This is a genomic window from Pseudomonas sp. HN2-3, from assembly GCF_020691745.1.
Lineage (GTDB): Bacteria > Pseudomonadota > Gammaproteobacteria > Pseudomonadales > Pseudomonadaceae > Aquipseudomonas > Aquipseudomonas capeferrum.
In genome coordinates, this window is record NZ_CP085704.1 from 5,606,078 (window position 1) to 5,625,285 (window position 19,208).

Consider the following 19,208-nt stretch of genomic DNA (forward strand, 5'->3'; position numbering starts at 1 on the left):
TTGGCCGGGCGCAATCGCTGCGCTACCATCCGACTCCCCAACGCACTCCAGCCAGGATGACGCGATGAACCGAGTGTTGTACCCGGGTACTTTCGACCCCATTACCAAGGGCCATGGCGATCTGGTCGAGCGCGCCTCGCGGCTGTTCGACCATGTGATTATCGCGGTGGCGGCCAGCCCCAAGAAAAACCCCCTGTTCCCGCTGGAACAACGGGTGGCGCTGGCCCGTGAGGTCACCAAGCACCTGCCCAATGTCGAAGTCATCGGCTTCTCTTCCCTGTTGGCGCATTTCGCCAAGGAACAGGGCGCCAACGTCTTCCTGCGTGGCCTGCGTGCGGTGTCCGACTTCGAGTACGAGTTCCAGCTGGCGAACATGAACCGGCAACTGGCCCCCGATGTCGAGAGCCTGTTCCTGACGCCTTCGGAGCGCTATTCGTTTATTTCCTCGACGTTGGTCAGGGAAATCGCGGCATTGGGCGGCGATATCAGCAAGTTCGTCCACCCCGTGGTGGCAGAGGCGCTGACCGAACGCTTCAAGAAGTAACGCCTGATCGCCTGAATATCGCGCCCGCGTGCACTGCGGGCGCGAATGCGGCACAATTGTGCCCATTGCGTTGAACATGCCCGGGCGGTGAGCCCCGGCCGGAGTCCCCATGTCCCTGATCATCACCGACGATTGCATCAACTGCGACGTCTGCGAACCCGAGTGCCCGAACGAGGCCATCTCCCAAGGCGAAGAGATCTACGTGATCGACCCTAACCTGTGCACTCAGTGCGTGGGCCACTACGACGAGCCGCAGTGCCAGCAGGTCTGCCCGGTCGACTGCATCCCGCTGGATGAAGCGCACCCGGAGACCGAAGAGCAACTGATGGCCAAGTATCGTCTGATCACTGGCAAGGCCTGAGCCCTGCGAATGGGCCGCCAAGCGGCCCCGATTCAGCGCTGGCAGCGCGGGCAGAACACACTGGCCCGTTGCCCAAGCTTCACCTCGCGCAAGGTCGTGCCACACAGCTTGCACGGCATGCCACCCCGCCCGTAGACGTACAGCTCCTGCTGGAAGTACCCCGGCTGCCCATCCCCGCCAATGAAGTCGCGCAAGGTCGTGCCGCCTTGCTCGATGGCCGCCGCCAGCACCCGCTTGATCTCGATGGCCAGCTTCAGATACCGCGCCCGCGATATACCGCCTGCCTCCCGGCGTGGGTCGATGCCTGCGGCAAACAACGCTTCGGTGGCGTAGATGTTGCCCACACCGACCACGATCGCGTTGTCCATGATGAACGGCTTGACCGCCATCGAGCGCCCGCGCGACAGCTGGAACAGGCGTTCACCGTCGAACAGGTCGGTCAGCGGCTCTGGCCCCAGACGCAGCAGCAGCTCGTGGTTGAGCGGGTCGAGGCTCCAGAGCATGGCGCCGAAACGGCGCGGGTCGGTGTAGCGCAGCATCAGCCCCGACTCCAGCTCGATGTCGACATGCTCGTGCTTGGCCGCCGGCAAGCCCAGCTCGACCAGGCGCAAATTACCCGACATGCCCAAATGGCTGATCAAGGTGCCGACCTCGGCATTGATCAACAGGTACTTGGCGCGCCGCTCGACGCTGACGATACGCTGCCCCGACAGGCGCACATCCAGGTCTTCGGGGATCGGCCAGCGCAGGCGCCGGTCACGCACCACCACGCGGCTGACCCGCTGGCCTTCCAGGTGGGGCGCGATGCCGCGCCGGGTGGTTTCTACTTCGGGTAGTTCCGGCATGTGTCAGTGCCCGCCCAGCTCTCGGATATTCTGCTTGAGGTTTTCGAAGTCGTAGTCCGACAAGCCAATGTAGTCGAGCACCAGCGGCCCCACCACCTCCCACTCGTGGTCAACGCTCTGGCTGCCCAGCACGCGGTAGGACGCGCAGATGTGCTCGGCCATCTTCAGCACCGCCAGCAGGTTTTTCAGCTGGCTCTGGGTATTGCGCGAAGACTCGTCGCGGAACACCGCCAAGGCATTGTGGTGGTTGGCGATGGCCGCAGTGAGGTGCTCGGGCAGACGCCAGGACTTGGCGGTGAAATACCCCACTACCGAGTGGTTGGTATTGAACGCACGGTTTTCCGTATCGACCACACGGGTTTCGCCGTCGGCCTTGGCGTAGGCCTCTTCCAGCACCTCCATGTAGTTGGGGAAGCGCTTGAGCATCAGCGGCACGCCGCAATCATGGAACAGCCCAAGGGTGTAGGCCTCGTCCGCCGACTGCATGCCGGTGCGCTTGGCCAGGGTCAGGCAGGTCATTGCCACATCCTGCGCGGTGTCCCAGAAGCGGTTCAGGGTGACGATGGTTTCGTCGCTCATTTCGCCTTTGATCGACTGGGCGTTGATCAAGTTGATGATCGAACGGCTGCCCAGCAGGTTCACCGCACGCTGGATCGAGCCAATTTTGTTGGAGAGGCCGAAATGCGGGGAGTTGACCAGCTTGAGCAAGGCGCCGGACAAGCCCGGGTCCTGGGAAATCAGCTTGGCGATGGTTTCCAGATCTGGGTCAGGCATGTACTGCTCGAACTGCAGGTCAACCATGATCTGCGGTTGCGGCGGGATGGTAATGCCTTGCAAGGCTTGCTGGATCTGTTCGGCGCTGAGTTCTTGGGACATGCGTACACACTCGTTGAGGACGGCGAATTCTAACACCGGATCGTCTGGCTTTACGGCTGGCCAGCACTTTGTCGCGCCCAGCACCGCAGCAAGGGCCAACACGGTATACTCCCGCTCTTTTTTCCCGGAGCGACGTCATGTCCCTGCCCAGCCTTCGCCTCAAAGCCAATGCCGACCGCCGCCTGCGCGCTGGCCACCTGTGGGTCTACAGCAATGAAGTCGACGTCGCCGCGACCCCGCTGCAAGGCTTGCAGGCCGGCCAGCAGGCGGTCCTCGAGGCCGCCAACGGCAAGCCGCTGGGCATCGTGGCGCTGAGCCCGAACAACCTGATCTGCGCGCGCCTGCTGTCGCGCGACGTCAAGCTGCCACTGGACAAGTCGCTGCTGGTGCACCGCCTCAACGTCGCCCTGTCGCTGCGTGAGCGCCTGTTCGACAAGCCGTGCTACCGCCTGGTCTACGGCGACTCCGACCTGCTCCCAGGCCTGGTGGTCGACCGTTTCTTCGACATCCTCGTGGTTCAACTGGCCTCGGCCACCATGGAGCTGCACAAGGACGACGTGATCGCCGCCCTGATCCAGGTGCTCAAGCCAAGCGGCATTCTGTTCAAGAACGATTCCGCCGCGCGTGATGCCGAAGGCCTGCAGCGCTACGTCGAAACCGTTTACGGCGAAGTGCCGGACTGGGTTGCACTGGAAGAGAACGGCGTGCAATTCGAGGCCCCGGTACGTGAAGGGCAAAAGACCGGCTGGTTCTATGACCACCGCATGAACCGCGCGCGCCTGGCCCCCTACGTCAAAGGCAAACGCGTGCTCGACCTGTTCAGCTACATCGGTGGCTGGGGCGTGCAGGCCGGCGCATTTGGCGCCAGCGAAGTGTTCTGTGTGGATGCCTCGGGCTTCGCCCTGGACGGCGTCGAGCGCAACGCCGCACTCAACGGCATCAGCGAGAAACTGACCTGCATCGAAGGTGACGTGTTCGAGGCCCTGCGCGAGCTGAAGGCCGCCGAAGAGCGCTTCGACGTGATCATTGCCGACCCACCCGCGTTCATCAAGCGCAAGAAAGACCTGAAAAACGGCGAAGCGGCCTACCGCCGCCTCAACGAACAGGCCATGCGCATGCTCAACAAGGACGGCATCCTGGTCAGCGCCTCGTGCTCCATGCACCTGCCCGAAGATGACCTGAACAACATCCTGCTGACCAGCGCCCGTCACCTGGATCGCAATCTGCAACTGCTCGAGCGCGGCGGCCAAGGCCCGGACCACCCGGTGCACCCGGCCATTGCCGAAACCCGCTACATCAAGAGCATTACCTGCCGGTTGCTGCCAAACAGCTGATGCACTGCCCTGGGGCCGCCTTGCGGCCCCAAAGGCACATCAGATCCCCAGCACGTACGAAGCAATCCCGAAATACACCAGCACCCCCGCCGCATCGGCAATCGACGTCACCAACGGCCCGCTGGCAGTCGCCGGGTCGAGCTTGAGCTTGGTGAACATGAACGGCAGGCTCATGCCGATCAGGCTACCCAGCAACACGATCACCAGCATGCTGCTGGCAACGATGATGGCCACGTCCACCCCACCGCGCAACGCACCCAGCGATGCCACCGCCACCGCCATGGTGGCCCCCAGCGCCAACGCCACACCGCACTCGCGCCCCAGCATCCGCAGCCAGTCACGCATCACCACCTCGCCCGTCGCCAGGCCCCGCACCATCAAGGTCGCCGACTGCGCCCCGGCATTGCCACCGCTGTCCACCAACAGCGGCAGGAAGAACACCAGCACGATATGCGCGGCAATGGTCTCTTCGAACGCGGCGATGCCCGCCCCCGAAAACAGGTTGCCGAACACCAGCAGCACCAGCCACAACACCCGCTTGCGGTACAACAGGCTGACCGTGGCATCCCGCAGGTTGCCCACGTGGTTGGTGATGGATGCGCCCTTGTGGAAGTCCTCGGTGGCCTCATCGACCACCACGTCGAGCGCATCGTCGCACGTCACCAGCCCCACCAGACGCCCGCCCTCGTCCAGCACCGGCACGGCCAGCAGGTCGTGCTGGCGTATCAGGCGGGCCACCTCTTCCTGGCGGGTCGCGGTACACACGCAGATGACCTTGTGCACCATGATCTGCTCGATCGGCTGCTCGGGGGCGGCCAGGATCAACTCGCGCAAGGACAAGGTACCGCGCAGGTTGCGCTGCTCATCGAGGACATAGGACTGATAGATCGTTTCGGCATCGGCGGCCTCGCGGCGCAGCATGTCGATGGCCTGGCTGGCAGTGAGGCCGGCATCGAGGCACGAGTATTCGCTGGTCATCAGGTAACCGGCCGTGCCTTCGCGGTAGCCGTGCGGGTGCAGCAGGTCGTCGCGACGCGCCTGGGCGGCCTGGCGCAGGTCGAGGGGGGAAACGCAGAGATCGGAAGAGTGTTGCATGAGGTTCTCCAGGCGCCGACGCAGGCACCTGCAAACCTCAGCCACACGGGCTCAAGCCTTCGCAGGCCCTGGCGACGACGCGCTCAGTGCCAATTTACGAGTTCGGTATGAACTGAAACTGGGAAGGTCCATTGAGGGTGTATCTCGTGAAGCCGCACATGCGGCGGGCGGATCATAGTCAGCCTGGGCCGGCAGGTCAGCCCTTGAAGCGCCGTTTCGGAAGGGTCCTACAAACTACCGGCTATTCGGCCAAAGCCACCGCCCAGACACATCGCCATTCCCTCGCCGCGCCAGCGGTGTAGAATCGGGCTATTCATCGCCAGTCATCCCCGGCGGGTTTATGAGCTCTGGTCGAGCACGCGGCGATCCCGTGGTGTCTTCGGCCCCATCCGTGCCAGTGGCAACCGGCCTAAGGCGCATAGGACAAGAGAAGCTCACTCCCCTTTTTGTGACCTGATTAAGCCGCCAGGAGCGCTTCATGCCTGATTATCGTTCCAAGACTTCCACCCATGGCCGCAACATGGCCGGCGCTCGTGCCCTGTGGCGCGCCACCGGGATGAAGGACGAAGATTTCAAGAAACCGATCATTGCCATCGCCAACTCGTTCACCCAGTTCGTCCCGGGCCACGTGCACCTGAAGGACCTGGGCCAGCTGGTTGCCCGTGAGATCGAGCGCGCCGGTGGCGTGGCCAAGGAATTCAACACCATCGCGGTCGACGACGGCATCGCCATGGGCCACGACGGCATGCTGTACTCGCTGCCTAGCCGCGAGATCATCGCCGACGCCGTGGAATACATGGTCAACGCCCACTGCGCCGACGCCATCGTCTGCATCTCCAACTGCGACAAGATCACCCCCGGCATGCTGATGGCCGCCCTGCGCCTGAACATCCCGGTGATCTTCGTCTCCGGCGGCCCAATGGAAGCCGGCAAGACCAAGCTGGCCAGCCACGGCCTGGACCTGGTCGACGCGATGGTCATCGCCGCCGACTCCTCGGCCTCCGACGAGAAGGTCGCCGAATACGAGCGCAGCGCCTGCCCGACGTGCGGTTCGTGTTCCGGCATGTTCACCGCCAACTCGATGAACTGCCTGACCGAGGCACTGGGCCTGGCCCTGCCGGGCAACGGTTCGACCCTGGCCACCCACTCCGACCGCGAGCAGCTGTTCCTCACGGCTGGCCGCACCATCGTCGAGCTGTGCAAGCGCTACTACGGTGAGAACGACGCGTCGGTGCTGCCGCGCAGCATCGCCAACTTCAAGGCGTTCGAAAACGCCATGATGCTCGACATCGCCATGGGCGGTTCGACCAACACCATCCTGCACCTGCTGGCCGCGGCCCAGGAAGGCGAGGTGGCGTTCGACCTGCGTGACATCGACCGCCTGTCGCGCGTGGTGCCGCAGCTGTGCAAGGTGGCGCCGAATATCCAGAAGTACCACATGGAAGACGTGCACCGCGCCGGCGGCATCTTCAGCATCCTCGGCTCGCTGGCCCGTGGCGGCCTGCTGCACACCGACCTGCCGACCGTGCACAGCCGCAGCATGGAAGAAGCCATCGCCAAGTGGGACATCACCCAGACCGACGACGAAGCGGTACACACCTTCTTCAAGGCCGGCCCGGCGGGCATCCCGACCCAGACCGCGTTCAGCCAGTCGACCCGCTGGGAAACCCTCGACGACGACCGTGAAAACGGCTGCATCCGCAGCTTCGAGCACGCTTACTCGCAAGAGGGCGGCCTGGCCGTGCTGTACGGCAACATCGCCCTCGACGGTTGCGTGGTAAAAACCGCCGGTGTCGACGAGTCGATCCACGTGTTCGAAGGCAGCGCGAAGATCTTCGAGAGCCAGGACAGCGCCGTGCGCGGCATCCTCGCCGACGAAGTGAAGGCTGGCGATATCGTGATCATTCGCTACGAAGGCCCGAAAGGCGGCCCGGGCATGCAGGAGATGCTCTACCCGACGTCGTACCTGAAGTCCAAAGGCCTGGGCAAGGCCTGCGCCCTGCTCACAGACGGTCGCTTCTCGGGCGGTACCTCAGGCCTGTCGATCGGCCACGCCTCGCCGGAAGCCGCCGCTGGCGGCGCCATTGGCCTGGTGCGCGACGGCGACAAGGTATTGATCGACATCCCCAACCGTTCGATCAACCTGCTGGTCAGCGACGAAGAGCTGGCTGAGCGCCGCGTCGAGCAGGACAAGAAAGGCTGGAAACCTGTTGAAGTGCGCCCGCGCAAGGTGACCACTGCCCTCAAGGCCTACGCCCTGCTGGCGACCAGTGCCGACAAGGGTGCGGTACGCAACAAGGCGATGCTCGACGGGCTGTAAGGCTTTTCAGCGTTCGAAAAACCGGCGCCCTGTGCGCCGGTTTTTTTATGCCTGAAGGATCAAAGGCCAGCGCCGAGCGACGAGAGCAACTACCTTGCTTACAAGTCTGCGCCGCCCCTGGCAACACATTGGCGCAACTGCGCCAGCAGCAGGGCAACCGAGCGTTTCGGTTTCGCCGCCGCTGTCAGCACAAACTGCGCATGGGGCAAGGGCGGCAGCGTTGGCACTTCCAGCAGCCCTGCGGCCAGGGCGGCCGTGCGAGTGACCGGTGTTACCCCAAGACCGCCGCTCACGGCTGTCATCAAGCCTCCGGCACTTGGGCTCTGGCAGACGATACGCCATTGCCGCCCCGCGCGCGCCAGCGCCTCGATGGCAGCAGCCCGATAGGGGCACTGGTCAGAAAACACGGCCAAGGGAACAGCGGTGGACTCATCATCTGCAAGCAGCGCCAGCGGCCCTCTCGCCCAGACCAGCGGCTCGGACCACAACACCTCACCAGGCTCATCACCGTTGCAGCGGCTACCCAAGACAAAATCCAGCCCACCGGACTGCACCAGCGGGAGCAACTCCCCGGTCAGGCCGACTTTCAGCACAAGCTCAGTATCCGGGTGAGCGACCGAGAATCGGCGCAGGCAGTCGATCACCGGCGCCTTGACCATCTCCTCGCTCAAGCCCACAAGCACCGTGCCTGAAACCCGCCGCCCCACACCAAGGCTTGCACGGGCATCGTCATGCAGCGCCAGGATGGTGCGGGCATAGCCTGCCAACCGCGCACCTGCTGGCGTCAGGCTGACCGAGCGGGTGGTGCGCTCCAGCAATTTTTGCCCGGCTTCGCTCTCGAGCCGCCGAATGTGCGCGCTGATCGCCGATTGCGTCAGGTGCAGCCGTTCGGCAGCACGGGTAAAACCACCGCTGTCGGCAACGGCAAGCAGGCTACGCAGAAGGACAGTATCGAACACGGATTGATCACCTATCTCACTCAATGAACCGAGCATACGTCATTTCTATAATGGATCATCCTCAATCACACTTTTGCGCAGCCCGCCTGTGCGTTCAAGCACCAGCGGACATGTCATCAACGCTGCCAAGGAGAAGCACCCGTGGTTGAACGTGTCTTGTATGTGTGCGCCTCACCGAGAGGAGAGCGCTCGGTTTCCGCTCAGATTGCCGAAGTCTTTCTGTCGGCGCTGGCAGAGCGCAAAGCCATAGAGGTTGACCGCCTGGACCCTTGGGAATGCGCGCTGCCCGAGGTGGATGGCGACCTGCTTGCGGCCAAGTACGCAGGGCTTGCCGATGCCCCGCTTTCACCCGCGCAAACCGCTGCATGGGCCCAGATCACAGCGCTCGCCAAACGCTTCCATCGGGCGGATACGTTGCTGTTCAGCGTGCCGCTGTGGAATTTCGGCATACCGTACAAGCTCAAGCACCTGATTGACGCGATTTCGCACAAGGGCGTTCTGTTCACCTTCGACGAGCAAGGCTTGAACGGCATGCTGGGCGGGCGCCGGGCGGTGGCCATCTACACCCGCGGACTGGGGTATGGCCCCGACTCGCAAACGCCCGACCAGGCGTTTGGCCTGGAAAAACCCTTCCTCGATGCGTGGTTCCGCTTTGTCGGCATCAACCGGGTGCACAGCATCGTGGCCGAACAAACGCTAAGCCCTGCGGGCGCCAGCGTCCGTGCCAGCGCCCTCGTAGAAGTGAGCTTGCTGGCGCGCAACATCGATCAGGCACAGGCCCGCACCATCATCGTCGGCCGCAGCGGCTGAGGTGCGCCCCGTTACTGGATCTGCTCCGGCGTGACGATCACCCAGTTCTTGTCAGCCGTCACCGGCAGCCCTTCCTTGGCCTGGGCGGCTGCATGCTTGGCGATCATCCCGTTGAGTTGGTCCATGTACTTGGCCTTGCGGTTTATCCACAGGTGGATGCCCCCCTTGCCCACATCCACGCCGTGGAACTGCATGTAACCATCGCTGGTCGGCGTGTCGCCGCCGACCAATACTGGTTTCTTCCATTCATCGATGTAGGTGAGGATCGCCGCCTGCTTGCCTGCCATCCACGTTGCCGGTGTCCACAGGTACGGCGTCAGTTCGAGGCCTTCATTGGCCTTGGGGTCATAGTGGCCGGCGCCAATCTGCTTGCGCGCCGTGGTCAGCTGGCCGCTGGCGCGGTCTTTGAGCAGCAGGCTGACACCAATGACATTCTGCGGCTTCACGTTGTAGCCGTACTTCGGGTCGGACGCGACCATGCGTACCAGTTCTTCGGAGGCGGCAGAAATTACATACACCTCGATGCCATTCTCCATCAGCTTGTTGAACAGCTCGGCCTGGCCGGCGAAGACCTTGGGCGGCTGCACCTCGATGGCCTTGACCTGGTCACCTTCGAAGTAGGTGCTGGGCACGGGCTTGCCCGAGGCCATCAAGGCATCGACCTGGGCCTTCAGCTCTTTCAGGGTAAAGCCCGAGAACACTTGGGCCACCCACGGGTAGCAGACCATGTCGTCGATTTCGCACAGGCGGTAGTAGTAACTGAACAGGCTTTCCTTGTGCTCGGCCGTGTCCTTGAACGGGATCAACTTCAACGAAGGGTCGAGCTTGTCGCGAGTCAGCAGGCCCTGGTTCTCCATGAACGGCAGCAGCGCCTCTTCAAGGTCGTAGCGGTAGCTGGTGTTGTCCATGTCGAACACCGCGTAGTTACCTTTGTTGGCGTTGGCGGCGATCATGCTGTCGAGCTGTTTGCCGGCCTCGGCGGGCCAGTGCTTGAGTTCGGTGGCCCAGGCCTGGACACTGAACAGCAGGGAAAGACCGACGGCGAAGGCTTTCGGAGCAAGCTGCATGTACGAATCTCCTGAAATGACCAGGCAACGCTAGCCCAACATCCCGCACCCGCCAGCCCTGACAACGACGCCCAGGCAGCTTGAAACGTCGTGTTCATTGCTTTTTGCGACACGCCGTTATTCCATTAACGACTAAGCAAATTCCATTTGGGTATAAATTCGTTTGTTTTCAGGCTGTTAGCATTTCCGTTCGCAATCGCTCACAGAGGCGATGCCTCTTCTGTTCTTGTTGGAGCTTCAATGAACCTGCCGCTGTCACTCAACCTGCTGGCGTTCCTGGCCCTGTTGCTGGGCCTGGCACAAACCCGCCATACCCAATGGAGCCTGGCCAAGAAAGTCTTGCTGGGCCTGGTGCTGGGCGTGGTATTCGGTTTGGTCCTGCACACGATCTATGGCGCAGGCCACCCGGTACTGAAAGCCACCATCGCCTGGCTCGACCTGGTCGGCAACGGCTACGTCGGCCTGTTGCAGATGATCGTCATGCCGCTGATCTTCGCTTCGATCCTCAGCGCGGTGGCGCGCCTGCACAATGCCTCCTCGCTCGGGCGCATCAGCGTGCTGAGCATCGGTACCCTGCTGCTGACCACGGCCATCGCCGCGTTGATCGGCATCGTCCTGACCAACCTGTTCGGCCTCACTGCCGACGGCCTGGTGGCGGGCGTGCAGGAAAGCGCCCGGCTGCAAGCGATCCACAGTGACTACGCGGGCAAGGTCGCCGACCTCAATATCCCGCAGTTGCTGCTGTCGTTCATCCCCAGCAACCCAGTGGGCGACCTGGCGCGGGCCAAGCCGACTTCGATCATCAGCGTGGTGATCTTCGCCGTATTCGTCGGCCTGGCCGCCCTGCAACTGATCAAGGACGATGCCGAAAAAGGCGAGCGCGCCCTGTCGGCCATCGACACCCTGCAGGCCTGGGTGATGCGCCTGGTACGCGTGGTGATGAAGCTTACCCCCTATGGCGTGCTGGCCTTGATGACCAAGGTGGTGGCCAGCTCCAACCTGGACGACATCCTCAAGTTGGGCAGCTTTGTGGTGGTGTCGTACATCGGCCTGGGGCTGATGTTCGTGGTGCATGCCATCATCCTGGCTGCGACCGGGGTAAGCCCGCTGCGCTTCTTCCGCAAAGTGTGGCCGGTGCTGACGTTCGCCTTCACCAGCCGCTCCAGCGCAGCCAGCATCCCACTGAATATCGAAGCACAGACCCGCCGCCTGGGCGTGCCGCAATCGATCGCCAGCTTCAGCGCCTCGTTCGGCACCACCATTGGCCAGAACGGTTGCGCTGGGCTGTACCCGGCGATGCTGGCGGTGATGGTTGCCCCGGCGGTTGGTATCGACACCTTTGACCCGCTGTGGATCGCGACCCTGGTCGCCATCGTCACCCTGAGCTCGGCCGGGGTTGCCGGGGTTGGCGGCGGTGCCACCTTCGCCGCGCTGATCGTGCTGCCGGCCATGGGCTTGCCGGTCGAGTTGGTGGCGCTGCTGATTTCGGTGGAGCCGCTGATCGATATGGGGCGAACGGCCCTGAACGTGAATGGTTCGATGACGGCTGGGGTGGTTACCAGCCAGCTGTTGAAAGAGACCGACAAAGGTGTGCTGGCCGATGATCAGCATGCAGAGTTGAGCCATAGCTGAGATGGCTAGGGGCTGCATCGCAGCCCCACACTCTCAAAGCCTTTCCCAAACGTCGAAATGGTAAGCCGGCCCAGCCCCTTCAGGCGCCTGCGGCTCACTCGATACCCGCCGCCACTGGTGCTCGTCGAACGCCGGGAACCAGGCATCGCCCTCAGGCGATAGCTCCACACGGGTCAGGTACATGCGGCTCACCAGCCCCTTCTCCAGCGCCTGCCCATACAGTTGCGCACCGCCAATCAGCATCAACTCATCGACGCCCTGCTCGCGCGCCCACTGGTCAGCCCGCACCAGCGCAGCTTCCAGTGACGCAAACACCTCGGCGCCAGGCAGTTGCAGCCCCGGCTGGCGGCTGACCACGATATTCAACCGCCCCGGCAATGGCCGGCCCAGCGAGTCCCAGGTCTTGCGCCCCATGATGATGGGCTTGCCCAGGGTCGTGGCCTTGAAGTACTTGAAGTCCCCCGGCAGGTGCCAGGGCATGGAATTGTCGATGCCGATCACGCGGTTCTCGGCGAGGGCCGCGATCAGGCTGAGAGGGAGTGTGCTAGTCATGCTGGCGAGGATAGCAAACCCGCCGTGGGTTATGCTTCTGCCCTGACCTGTGCAATGGAAGACCTTGTGACTGGATCGACGCCACTGGATAAACGCTGGCTCACCGAAGCGGTGCGCCTGCGCGAGGAACACGCCGGCCCCCTGGAAGACCAGGAGGCCAACCGCCGCGCCCGCCAAGTCGGCGGCGACCTGGCGGCCCGTATCGAGACCCGTGCGCTGTTCCTGGCCGAACGCGACGGCATGGCGACTGCCCTGCGGCACTGGAAACAGGGCGCACGCCTGGCACTGCTGGCCCTGCTGATCGTCGCTGCCTTCAGCGGCGCGGGCCTGGCCTTCGCGGCCCTGGGGGACGGCCAACGCCCGGTGAATGTGTTCTGGGCGCTGGGCAGCCTGCTTGGGCTGAACCTGCTGATGTTGCTGGGCTGGGCGATCGGCCTGGGCCTGAGCGGCGAACACGGCGCAGGCCTGGGCCGCCTGTGGCTGTGGCTGAGCGAACGCTTTGCCCGCGATGCCAAGGCCGCGCACCTTGCGCCGGCGCTGCTGGTGCTGCTGCAGCGCCAGCGGCTGAACCGCTGGCTGCTGGGCGTGCTGGTGCACGGCTTGTGGCTGCTGGCGATGAGCACAGCGCTGGGCATGCTCGTGGTCCTGCTGGCTACCCGGCGCTATGGCTTTGTCTGGGAAACCACCCTGCTCGCCGCCGAACCGTTCATCCATCTGACCCAGGCGCTCGGCGCCCTGCCTTCGCTGCTGGGCTTTGCGGTGCCGGACGAAACCCTGATCCGCGCCAGCGGCGACACGCTGCCGGCCCTGGACCTGGCGCGCCAGGCGTGGGCCAGCTGGCTGCTCGGCGTGGTGCTGGTGTATGGCCTGCTGCCGCGCCTGCTGTTGGCCGGGTTGTGCCTGTGGCGCTGGCGCCAGGGCCGCGCGCGCCTGGCGCTGGACCTCAGCCTGCCCGGCTACGCAGCCCTGCGCGAAAGCCTGATGCCCCGCAGCGAACGCATCGGTGTACAGGATGCCGCGCCCGAAACCTTGCCCCACTTCGCTGCCGGCCAACTGGAAAGCGGCAGCAGCGGTGCCCTGCTGGTCGGCCTGGAGCTGGACGACCAGCGCCCCTGGCCGCCCGCCCTGCCCAGGAACGTGACCGATGCCGGTGTGCTCGATAGCCGCGAGTCACGCAACAAGCTGCTCGAACAACTGAGCCGCTTTCCGCCTGCGCGCCTGGCCATCGCCTGCGACCCGCGCCGCTCCCCCGACCGCGGCAGCCTGGCGCTGCTCGCCGAACTGGCACGCAATGCCGGCGCCACCCGTATCTGGTTGCTGCAGGCGGCGCCAGGTCAAGCCCTGGATGCCGAGCGCCTGGGCGACTGGCACGAAGCCCTGGACCGTCTCGGCCTGCCCCACGCCGACACCTCGCCCCTGACCTGGCTGGAGCATGGCCATGACTGAGCCGCTGAAACTGGCCGTGGTCGGCCATACCAACGTTGGCAAGACCTCACTGCTGCGCACCTTGACCCGCGATGTGGGCTTTGGCGAGGTGTCTCACCGCCCCAGCACCACGCGCCATGTGGAAGGGGCGCGCCTGTCGGTGGACGGCGAGCCGTTGCTGGAGCTGTACGATACCCCCGGCCTGGAGGACGCCATCGCCCTGCTCGACTACCTTGAGCGGCTGGAGCGCCCGGGCGAGCGCCTGGACGGCCCGGCCCGTCTGGCGCGCTTCCTTCAGGGCAGCGAGGCGCGCCAGCGCTTCGAGCAGGAGGCCAAGGTGCTGCGCCAGTTGCTGGCCAGCAATGCTGGCCTGTATGTGATCGATGCCCGCGAACCGGTGCTGGCCAAGTACCGCGACGAGCTGGAAGTGCTGGCCAGCTGTGGCAAGCCCCTGCTGCCGGTGCTCAACTTCGTAGCCAGCAGCCAGCACCGCGAGCCCGAATGGCGTGAAGCCCTCGCCCGCCTTGGCTTGCACGCCTTGGTGCGGTTCGACAGCGTGGCGCCGCCGGAAGACGGCGAACGCCGCTTGTACGAAAGCCTGGCCTTGCTGCTGGAAGACGCTCGCCCTGCCCTGCAACGGCTGATCGACGACCAGCAGGCGCAACGCCAGGCCCGCCACCACAGCGGTAAACGCCTGATCGCCGAGCTGCTGCTCGATTGCGCCGCCTGCCGGCGCAGCGTGGTGGCCGAGCCTGCTGCCGAAGCCAAGGCCATCGAAGCGCTGCGCCAGGACGTGCGCCAGCGCGAGCAGCGCTGTGTCGAGGCGCTGCTCAAGCTGTACGCCTTCCGCCGTGAGGACGCCCATGCCAGCGATTTGCCGTTGCTGGACGGGCGCTGGGGCGATGACCTGTTCAACCCCGAGACCTTGAAGCTGCTGGGTGTGCGCCTGGGCAGTGGCGTTGCGGCGGGTGCTGCGGCGGGTGCCGGGGTCGACCTGCTGGTCGGCGGCCTCACCCTTGGCGCCGCCGCCCTGGCCGGGGCCATCGCCGGCGGAGCGCTACAGACGGCACGCAATTATGGGTCGCGGTTGATGGGCAAGCTCAAGGGCCAGCGCGAGCTGACCGTCGACGATACGGTGTTGCGGCTGTTGGCGCTGCGCCAGCAGCAGTTGATGGTGGCCCTGGACAATCGCGGGCATGCGGCGCAAGACAGCATTCGCCTGGGCGAACTGGATGAGAAGGCCTGGCGCGAGGGCAAGTTGCCTGAGGCCTTGATCAAGGCGCGGGCGCATCCGCAATGGTCGACGCTGAACCCAGGGGCACGGGTGAATCAGGCAGAACGGCAGGAGCAGTTGGAGGCGTTGGTTTTGCAGATTTGAGTGTTGTGAGTGGGCGGGAGGTGCATACCTTGAGGGGTGTAGCGCCTCAAGGCATGCACCTCCCAGCCCCTACGCCCTCACTGCTGCGCCACCTTCTCCGATTTGCCGTCATAGCGCTTGCGCCACTCGGCAAGAATCTCGTCGCGGTGCTTCGAAGCCCAGGCAAAGTCGTTCTTGATCAGACGCTGCTCGTAATCCGCTGGCAACTCGGTCTGCGGCTTGGCAATCCCCGGTGCAGCCAGCACCGCGAAGTTCTCCTTGTACAACTCCATCGCCGCGGGGCTGGCCGAGAAGTCAGCCAGCCGCCTGGCCGCATCGGCCTTTGGCGTGCCCTTGATCACTGCCGTCGCCTCGATCTCCCAGCCCAGCCCCTCTTTCGGCAGCACGATGTCCAGCGGCGCCCCCTGGCGCTTGAGCTGCACGGCCGGGTATTCGAACGAGATACCAATCGGGAACTCGCCCGCCGCCGCCAACTTGCACGGCTTGGAACCCGAATGAACGTACTGGCCGATGTTCTGGTGCAAGGCGTCCATATAGGCCCACCCCTGCGGCTCGCCAAAGGTCTGCAGCCAGGCACTGACATCCAGGAAGCCGGTACCGGACGAGGCCGGGTTAGGCATGACGATCTTGCCCTTGTATTCAGGCTTGGCCAGGTCCTGCCAGCTTACCGGCTTGCTCAGGCCCTGCTTTTCGGCCTCGATGGTGTTGAAGCAGATGGTCGCGGCCCAGACGTCCATGCCCACCCACGCCGGCGGGTTGGCGGCGTCGCGGTAGTTCGCCGAAATCTTGCCCAGGTCCTTGGGCGCATAGGCGTCGAGCATGCCGTTCTGGTCGAGGATGGCCAGGCTGGACGCCGCCAAGCCCCAGACCGCATCGGCCTGCGGGCGGTCTTTCTCGGCCAGCAGTTTGGCGGTGATGATGCCGGTGGAGTCGCGTACCCACTTGATCTCGATGTCTGGGTTGGCCTTTTCGAAGGCCTGCTTGTAGGTCTTGAGCTGCTCGGCTTCCAGCGCGGTATAGACCGTCAGCTGGGTCTCGGCGGCCGAAGCCTGCAGGCTGAACACGGCAGAAACGGCAGCGGCAAGTGCAAGGTGCTTGAACATGGTGGGGTTCCTTACAGGTCAGGCGGTCGCGGCGCGTTGGCGCCAGGCTTGGGAGCGGCGCAGCAGGCCGCGCGAGGCTGCGGCCAGCAGCAGTGAAGCGCTGGCACTGGTCAGCAGAATCAGGGTCGACATGGCGGCGGCACCGCCGACGTTGCCCGCGTCGTCCATGTTCAACACGGCGACGGCGGCAAGGATGGTGTCGGGGCTGTATAGGAAGATCGCCGCCGACACGGTGGTCATCGCCGAGACGAACAGGTAGCGAATGATGTCCAGCAGCGCCGGCAGGCAGATCGGCACCGTCACCCGCAGGAAGTGCCGGTACAAGGGCGCCTTGAGCGACAACGCGGCGGCCTCGAACTCGCCGTCGAGCTGGCGCAGGGCGGTGGTGGCGGTCATCTGCGCGGTGGTCAGATAATGGGCGATGGTGCAGATGACCAGCAGCCCCATGCTGCCGTACAGCACATGCAGCGGGTTGCCGCTGAGGTTGAAGAAGAACACGTAGCCCAGGCCCAGCACCAGGCCCGGCACTGCCATGGGGATGAAGCTGAGCAAGCGCAGCGCCTGGTTGAGCAGGCGTTGGCCCTGGGTCTTCTCCATCAGGTAGGCACCGCTGAAGATCACGACGCTGCCGATCAGCGCCGTGCCGATCGCCATGGTCACGCTGTTGCGGTAGGCCAGCCAGCCGCCACCGGCAGTGTCCTCGAACATGTAGTGCTTGAGCGACAGCGAGAGGTTATAGGGCCAGAACGTGACCAGCGACGAGTACACGGCCATGCCGATCACCAGCAACAGGGCCGCGCAGACCAGTACGACGATGGCCAGGAAGCAGGCATCGCGGCGGCGCGAGGGCTTGGGCTCGAACACTTGCGCACGTCCACTCATGGCCTCGCCCTGGCGTCGGCGCAACCAGGCATCGACGGCAAAACTCAACAGTGCCGGCAGCAGCAAGACCATGCCGATCAGTGCGCCGCGGCCAAACTGCTGCTGGCCCACGACAGCTTTGTAGGCTTCCAGGGCCAGCACCTGATAGTCGCCGCCGACCACGACCGGGACGCCGAAGTCAGTGATGGTCAGGGTGAACACCAGGCAGAAGGCCGCGAACACTGCCTGGCGTGTGGCAGGCCAGGTAATGCTGGAAAACGCCCGCCAAGGCCCGGCCCCCATGCTGGAAGCAGCGTCGAACAGGCGTGCATCGGCCAGCGACAGGGCTGACAGCAGAATCATCAGCGCATGCGGGAAGGTGTAGATGGCCTCGCCCAGCACGATCCCCCAGAAGCCGTAGATGTTGTCGCTCAGCAGCCCGCGCAGCAGGCCCTGGTTGCCGAACAGGTAGACCAGCGCAATGGCCGGCAGCATCGACGGCGCCAGCAGCGGCAGCAACGAGATACCCCGCCACAGGCCCTTGGCCGGGATCAGGGTGCGCTGCAAGGCGTAGGCGAACAGGTACGCCAGCGGTACCACGATGGCGGCAACGGTGAGTGCCACCGACAGGCTATTGCCGAGCAGCCAGTGGAAGCCCTCGCTGGTGAACAGTTCACGCGCTGCCGCCAGGCCGCCACCCTGGCCAGCCTCACCGCTGAAGCCGCGCCAGAAGATCGCCAGCAGCGGCATCAACACGGCCAGCACCAGCAACATCAGCAGCAACCACTTGCCACCGACGACGAACAATCGGTCACCGCGGGCGACGCCACGTTCGGACGCAGCCTTGGCCTGGGCCAGCGGCAGGGACATTGGCGCGACCATCTCAGGCAAACACCTGCAGGCTCTGCGGTGGCAGCGCCACCCAGATGTCCTGCGAGCCCAGTCGCGGCATGGCCTCGGGGGCCAGTTCGGCCAGCAATGCATGGCCGGGCAGGTCTTTGAGTTCGAAGCTCATGCGGCAGCGGTTGCCGAGGAACGTGATCTCGCGGACCTTGGCCGCAAACAGGTTTTCTTCGTGCACCACCGGGTTGACGGTGATCGCCTCCGGCCGGCAGAACAGCCGGCCGCTGCTGGCTCGCGCCGAGCCGGGGGTCAGGCGCATGCGCATGCCACCGACCTGGGCCTGGTTGTCACTGCTGCGCTGAAACGGCAGCCAGTTACCCTGGCCCACGAACTCGGCCACAAAGGGCGTGGCAGGCTGGTCGTAGATTTCCTGCGGTGTGGCGTACTGCTCGACCTGGCCGTTGTTCATCACCGCGATGCGGTCGGCCATCAGCATGGCCTCGTCCTGGTTGTGGGTGACCATCAAAGTGGTGATACCCAACTGGCGTTGCAGTTGGCGCAGCTCGGTGCACAGGTGCTCGCGAACCCGCGCATCCAGCGCCGACATCGGCTCATCCAGCAGCAACAACGAAGGTGCCGGCGCCAGGGCACGCGCCAGGGCCACACGCTGCTGCTGGCCGCCAGAAAGCTGGCCGGGGTACTTTTTTTCGCTACCGGACAGGCCAACCAGCTGGAGCATTTCAACCACCCGCTGGCGCGCTTGCTCACGGCCACTGCTCATCAGGCCGTAGGCGATGTTGGCTTCGACGGTGAGGTTGGGAAACAGCGCGTAGGACTGGAACAGGATGCCGTAGTCCCGGGCTTGGGGTGGCAGCTCGGAGATGTCGCGCTCACCGATGTACAGCTCGCCGCGGTCCTGGCGTTCGAGGCCGGCGATGCAGCGCAACAACGTGGTCTTGCCGCAACCGGATGGGCCGAGCAGGCACACCAGCTCGCCCGCGGCGATGTCCAGGGAGACATCGTTAAGCGCCGTGAAGGCGCCGAAGCGCTTGTGGATATTGCGCACTTTCATTTGTGCGCCCGAGGTGGCGTTGTTCATGGCAGGGCCTCATCGAAGAGATGGGGCCATGCTAGGAAGCCTGTGCGACGGTTCTGTGGCGTTCAGGCAAAAGCTGGCGATAGTGGTATAGGCAGATTTTGTAT

17 protein-coding genes are annotated in these 19,208 nt (G+C 64.5%); 8 read left to right on the forward strand and 9 right to left on the reverse strand.

Features of this window, described 5'->3' with window-relative positions; genetic code table 11:
* Positions 1–64: 64 nt before the first annotated feature.
* Both coaD and LJX93_RS25400 read left to right on the forward strand, forming a co-directional pair.
* A complete protein-coding gene (gene coaD / locus LJX93_RS25395) occupies positions 65–544 on the forward strand; it encodes a pantetheine-phosphate adenylyltransferase (RefSeq protein ID WP_016489662.1) in 480 nt (159 codons plus the stop codon).
* A 109-nt stretch (positions 545–653) separates the two neighbouring features.
* On the forward strand, positions 654–905 hold the full coding sequence (locus LJX93_RS25400) for a YfhL family 4Fe-4S dicluster ferredoxin (RefSeq protein ID WP_027592315.1): 252 nt from the start codon (positions 654–656) through the stop codon (positions 903–905).
* A gap of 32 nt (positions 906–937) precedes the next feature.
* Here LJX93_RS25400 and mutM read toward each other — a convergent pair whose 3' ends face one another.
* Entirely contained in the window at positions 938–1,750 is an 813-nt protein-coding gene (gene mutM / locus LJX93_RS25405; protein ID WP_033702045.1) for a bifunctional DNA-formamidopyrimidine glycosylase/DNA-(apurinic or apyrimidinic site) lyase, read from the reverse strand.
* A gap of 3 nt (positions 1,751–1,753) precedes the next feature.
* Positions 1,754–2,572 (reverse strand): HDOD domain-containing protein, encoded by an 819-nt coding sequence (locus tag LJX93_RS25410; RefSeq protein WP_177326480.1) that lies wholly within the window; start codon positions 2,570–2,572, stop codon positions 1,754–1,756.
* Positions 2,573–2,763: 191 nt separating this feature from the next.
* Here LJX93_RS25410 and LJX93_RS25415 point away from each other — a divergent pair, with 191 nt between their 5' ends.
* Complete coding sequence (locus tag LJX93_RS25415; RefSeq protein WP_033702048.1) at positions 2,764–3,960, forward strand: class I SAM-dependent rRNA methyltransferase; 1,197 nt, start codon at positions 2,764–2,766, stop codon at positions 3,958–3,960.
* Positions 3,961–3,999: 39 nt separating this feature from the next.
* Here LJX93_RS25415 and mgtE read toward each other — a convergent pair whose 3' ends face one another.
* Complete coding sequence (gene mgtE, locus LJX93_RS25420) at positions 4,000–5,055, reverse strand: magnesium transporter (protein WP_095063912.1); 1,056 nt, start codon at positions 5,053–5,055, stop codon at positions 4,000–4,002.
* A 478-nt stretch (positions 5,056–5,533) separates the two neighbouring features.
* On the opposite strand from mgtE, the gene ilvD reads away from it, so the two are divergent.
* Complete coding sequence (ilvD, locus tag LJX93_RS25425) at positions 5,534–7,375, forward strand: dihydroxy-acid dehydratase (protein ID WP_033702050.1); 1,842 nt, start codon at positions 5,534–5,536, stop codon at positions 7,373–7,375.
* Positions 7,376–7,473: 98 nt separating this feature from the next.
* Here ilvD and LJX93_RS25430 read toward each other — a convergent pair whose 3' ends face one another.
* Positions 7,474–8,334 (reverse strand): LysR family transcriptional regulator, encoded by an 861-nt coding sequence (locus LJX93_RS25430; protein WP_227696520.1) that lies wholly within the window; start codon positions 8,332–8,334, stop codon positions 7,474–7,476.
* Positions 8,335–8,475: 141 nt separating this feature from the next.
* On the opposite strand from LJX93_RS25430, the gene LJX93_RS25435 reads away from it, so the two are divergent.
* Positions 8,476–9,144 carry an FMN-dependent NADH-azoreductase gene (locus LJX93_RS25435; protein ID WP_047582164.1) on the forward strand — a complete coding sequence of 223 codons (669 nt, stop codon included), beginning with the start codon at positions 8,476–8,478 and terminating at the stop codon, positions 9,142–9,144.
* A gap of 11 nt (positions 9,145–9,155) precedes the next feature.
* Here the strand turns inward: LJX93_RS25435 and LJX93_RS25440 are convergent, their stop codons facing one another.
* Positions 9,156–10,211, reverse strand: a complete 1,056-nt coding sequence (locus tag LJX93_RS25440) for a phosphorylcholine phosphatase (protein WP_033702053.1) — start codon at positions 10,209–10,211, stop codon at positions 9,156–9,158.
* Positions 10,212–10,451: 240 nt separating this feature from the next.
* Here LJX93_RS25440 and LJX93_RS25445 point away from each other — a divergent pair, with 240 nt between their 5' ends.
* Complete coding sequence (locus tag LJX93_RS25445) at positions 10,452–11,843, forward strand: L-cystine transporter (RefSeq protein ID WP_033702054.1); 1,392 nt, start codon at positions 10,452–10,454, stop codon at positions 11,841–11,843.
* A 33-nt stretch (positions 11,844–11,876) separates the two neighbouring features.
* On the opposite strand, the gene LJX93_RS25450 is transcribed toward LJX93_RS25445, so the two are convergent.
* The gene (locus LJX93_RS25450; protein ID WP_047582159.1) at positions 11,877–12,395 is read right to left on the reverse strand and encodes a dihydrofolate reductase; all 519 of its coding nucleotides are present in this window, start codon (positions 12,393–12,395) and stop codon (positions 11,877–11,879) included.
* A 54-nt stretch (positions 12,396–12,449) separates the two neighbouring features.
* On the opposite strand from LJX93_RS25450, the gene LJX93_RS25455 reads away from it, so the two are divergent.
* Both LJX93_RS25455 and LJX93_RS25460 read left to right on the forward strand, forming a co-directional pair.
* Positions 12,450–13,841 (forward strand): DUF2868 domain-containing protein, encoded by a 1,392-nt coding sequence (locus LJX93_RS25455; protein WP_227696521.1) that lies wholly within the window; start codon positions 12,450–12,452, stop codon positions 13,839–13,841.
* On the forward strand, positions 13,834–15,198 hold the full coding sequence (locus LJX93_RS25460) for a GTPase/DUF3482 domain-containing protein (protein ID WP_033702057.1): 1,365 nt from the start codon (positions 13,834–13,836) through the stop codon (positions 15,196–15,198). The genes LJX93_RS25455 and LJX93_RS25460 overlap by 8 nt, the downstream gene beginning before the upstream one ends.
* Before the next feature lie 77 nt (positions 15,199–15,275).
* On the opposite strand, the gene LJX93_RS25465 is transcribed toward LJX93_RS25460, so the two are convergent.
* From LJX93_RS25465 to LJX93_RS25475, 3 genes are read right to left on the reverse strand one after another with little or no spacing between them, the layout of a single operon-like run.
* Positions 15,276–16,301 (reverse strand): putative 2-aminoethylphosphonate ABC transporter substrate-binding protein, encoded by a 1,026-nt coding sequence (locus tag LJX93_RS25465; protein ID WP_033702058.1) that lies wholly within the window; start codon positions 16,299–16,301, stop codon positions 15,276–15,278.
* Between the two features lie 18 nt (positions 16,302–16,319).
* Positions 16,320–18,044: a putative 2-aminoethylphosphonate ABC transporter permease subunit gene (locus LJX93_RS25470; RefSeq protein WP_227696522.1), complete on the reverse strand. Its 1,725-nt coding sequence runs from the start codon at positions 18,042–18,044 to the stop codon at positions 16,320–16,322.
* Position 18,045: 1 nt separating this feature from the next.
* A complete protein-coding gene (locus LJX93_RS25475; RefSeq protein ID WP_095063915.1) occupies positions 18,046–19,104 on the reverse strand; it encodes a putative 2-aminoethylphosphonate ABC transporter ATP-binding protein in 1,059 nt (352 codons plus the stop codon).
* Between the last annotated feature and the right edge of the window lie 104 nt (positions 19,105–19,208).

Coding starts and splice junctions, on each gene's coding strand:
- LJX93_RS25470 (WP_227696522.1), bottom strand. CDS start 18,044: ATGGTCGCGCCAATGTCCCTGCCGCTGGCCCAGGCCAAGGCTGCGTCC.
- LJX93_RS25450 (WP_047582159.1), bottom strand. CDS start 12,395: ATGACTAGCACACTCCCTCTCAGCCTGATCGCGGCCCTCGCCGAGAAC.
- ilvD (WP_033702050.1), top strand. CDS start 5,534: ATGCCTGATTATCGTTCCAAGACTTCCACCCATGGCCGCAACATGGCC.
- mutM (WP_033702045.1), bottom strand. CDS start 1,750: ATGCCGGAACTACCCGAAGTAGAAACCACCCGGCGCGGCATCGCGCCC.
- LJX93_RS25400 (WP_027592315.1), top strand. CDS start 654: ATGTCCCTGATCATCACCGACGATTGCATCAACTGCGACGTCTGCGAA.
- LJX93_RS25475 (WP_095063915.1), bottom strand. CDS start 19,104: ATGAACAACGCCACCTCGGGCGCACAAATGAAAGTGCGCAATATCCAC.
- LJX93_RS25455 (WP_227696521.1), top strand. CDS start 12,450: ATGGAAGACCTTGTGACTGGATCGACGCCACTGGATAAACGCTGGCTC.
- LJX93_RS25415 (WP_033702048.1), top strand. CDS start 2,764: ATGTCCCTGCCCAGCCTTCGCCTCAAAGCCAATGCCGACCGCCGCCTG.
- mgtE (WP_095063912.1), bottom strand. CDS start 5,055: ATGCAACACTCTTCCGATCTCTGCGTTTCCCCCCTCGACCTGCGCCAG.
- LJX93_RS25465 (WP_033702058.1), bottom strand. CDS start 16,301: ATGTTCAAGCACCTTGCACTTGCCGCTGCCGTTTCTGCCGTGTTCAGC.
- LJX93_RS25460 (WP_033702057.1), top strand. CDS start 13,834: ATGACTGAGCCGCTGAAACTGGCCGTGGTCGGCCATACCAACGTTGGC.
- coaD (WP_016489662.1), top strand. CDS start 65: ATGAACCGAGTGTTGTACCCGGGTACTTTCGACCCCATTACCAAGGGC.
- LJX93_RS25445 (WP_033702054.1), top strand. CDS start 10,452: ATGAACCTGCCGCTGTCACTCAACCTGCTGGCGTTCCTGGCCCTGTTG.
- LJX93_RS25440 (WP_033702053.1), bottom strand. CDS start 10,211: ATGCAGCTTGCTCCGAAAGCCTTCGCCGTCGGTCTTTCCCTGCTGTTC.